Annotated in this window: 3 protein-coding genes; all 3 read left to right on the plus strand. The window is 41.7% G+C overall.

Features of this window, described 5'->3' with window-relative positions; translation table 11 throughout:
- Positions 1-776, plus strand: a 776-nt coding sequence (locus tag RF007C_RS16395) for an HNH endonuclease (RefSeq protein ID WP_206537799.1), incomplete at its 5' end; no start/stop codon positions are given.
- A 48-nt stretch (positions 777-824) separates the two neighbouring features.
- On the plus strand, positions 825-1,811 hold the full coding sequence (gene xerA / locus RF007C_RS05960) for a site-specific tyrosine recombinase/integron integrase (protein WP_037298211.1): 987 nt from the start codon (positions 825-827) through the stop codon (positions 1,809-1,811).
- 29 nt (positions 1,812-1,840) lie between these two features.
- The coding region (locus RF007C_RS05965; RefSeq protein WP_051456554.1) for a restriction endonuclease subunit S at positions 1,841-2,344 on the plus strand (504 nt) is incomplete at its 3' end.

The following is a 2,344-nucleotide window of genomic DNA, read 5'->3' on the forward strand; positions in this document are numbered from 1 at the left end:
AGGAGGAAGTAACGGTGGATACAATCATTTTATCAGCAGCTCAAAAAAGATGTGCTAAAATACTACTTGAATATATAGCCAAAAAGCAATTTACTATTGAATATGGCGAAATGTCTAAAATGACAGGAATCCCAGCTCATGCCCCAGGGCGTGATATAGGCGCCCAAGTTGGTGAGGTATCAAAAAGATGTTATCAATTAGGTCTTCCACTTATATCGGTTATGGTAGTATTGAAAGATACTCAAATGTGTAGCGACGGCTTTTTTAATTTATGTAATGGACTGAACGTTCATCCAGAATTCAAAAACAATATGTCCAAGATGATGGAAATATGCATGAATGAGGTTAAAAGCTGCGACCAGTGGGATAAACTTGCAGATGATATCGGTATCGAAATAGAAGGGCTTAGTAAACCTAAAGATAGGCTTTTAGATAGTATACAATCAGAGAGGATAGAAGGAAAACTAATACAAGTAACTTCTACTGGTTATGAACGAGATCCATTTTTACGTAGCGAATGTATTCGGATACATGGAACAAAATGTAAAATCTGTGGTTTCGATGCAGCTAAAACATATGGCAAAGAATTTGCAGGAAAAATACACGTTCATCACAAAGAGCCACTTGGCTCTGTAAAGGATTCCCATACAGTAAATCCCGAGACTGATTTGATTCCAGTATGTCCGAATTGTCATATGATTCTCCATTCAAAAAAGGATGGAGTATATTTGCCAGAAGAAGTTGTTAAAATGATAGAAATTGCCGAAAAAATATAATTGGTTATTGGCGGTAGCGATGTTGGTACAACGAAAGGAGTACCAACAATGAAAACTACGCTTATCACCACTATCGAGCAAGCTATGCTGAAAAAGCTCGATAATTCAGGGCTTCAAGCCTTGCACGAGGTTCTTGTGCAGGCTTTCAAGGGTGTGTCGGTCACGGCTGTGGCTGATGCCGACAAAACACCCGACAATACGGAGATATTAGAGGAATTCCTCTCTGCAAAGCGGATAGAGGGGTGTTCGGAGAAGTCGCTGAACTACTACCGCAAGACGATCACGGCAGCTCTTGACAGTATCGGCAAGGGTATCAAGCATATTACAACAGACGATCTGAGGGCGTATCTGACCGACTATCAGGCGGAGAAGAAGTCCAGCAAGGTCACTATGGATAATATCCGCCGTATCCTGTCGAGCTTCTTCTCTTGGCTGGAGGACGAGGACTATATCATCAAAAGTCCCGTTCGTCGCATTCACAAGGTCAAGACAAGCAAGACGATCAAGGAAACCTACACGGACGAGAACTTGGAGCTTATGCGTGATAACTGCGTAGAATTGCGGGATTTAGCGATGATTGATATGCTCGCTTCTACGGGTATGCGTGTGGGTGAAATGGTCTTGCTGAACCGCAGCGACATTGATTTCAATGAGCGTGAGTGTGTGGTAGTCGGCAAGGGCGATAAGGAGCGTATGGTGTACTTCGATGCCCGTACAAAGCTACATTTGCAGAGCTATCTTGCTTCACGGACAGACAGCGATCCTGCCCTGTTCGTGTCGCTCCGATCTCCCCATAAGCGGTTGACAATAGGGGCAATCGAACTGCGATTGCGTGAAATGGGGCGAAAACTCGGCATAAACAAGGTTCACCCTCACAAATTCAGACGAACGCTTGCTACTATGGCTATCGACAAGGGTATGCCGATCGAACAGCTTCAAAGGTTGCTCGGTCATCAAAGAATAGATACTACACTACAATATGCGATGGTGAAGCAAAGCAATGTGAAGCTGGCGCATAGGAAATATATTGGATAGGACGGTGATTTTTTGTGAGTGCGTGGAAAATGTGCAGAATAGGTGATTTATGTGACACGATTTCCGAAACCTACAAAAGAACCGATAATATGGTTGTTTTAATTAATACATCAGATGTTTTAGAGGGAGAGGTTCTCAATCATACGCCTGTCCCTAACGAAAATCTAAAAGGACAGTTCAAAAAGACTTTTCAGAGAGATGATATTTTGTACTCTGAAATTCGTCCTGCTAATAAAAGATTTGCATTTATCGACTTTGAAGATACTTCAAAATACATCGCATCTACTAAACTAATGGTATTAAGACCACGTAAAGCTGTTGTATTACCACTGTTTTTATATGCAATACTGAAATCACGAGATGTGCTTGAGGAATTACAGCACTTAGCTGAAACAAGATCAGGCACATTTCCTCAAATTACATTTTCCTCGGAATTAGCACCAATGGAGATAATGCTTCCTGACTTTACTACTCAAAAGCAGATTGTAGGTATTCTATCCGCAATTGAGGATAAAATCAGACTAAATACTGCG

The sequence above is a fragment of the Ruminococcus flavefaciens 007c genome, assembly GCF_000571935.1.
Lineage (GTDB): Bacteria > Bacillota > Clostridia > Oscillospirales > Ruminococcaceae > Ruminococcus > Ruminococcus flavefaciens_F.

Coding starts and splice junctions, on each gene's coding strand:
- xerA (WP_037298211.1), top strand. CDS start 825: ATGAAAACTACGCTTATCACCACTATCGAGCAAGCTATGCTGAAAAAG.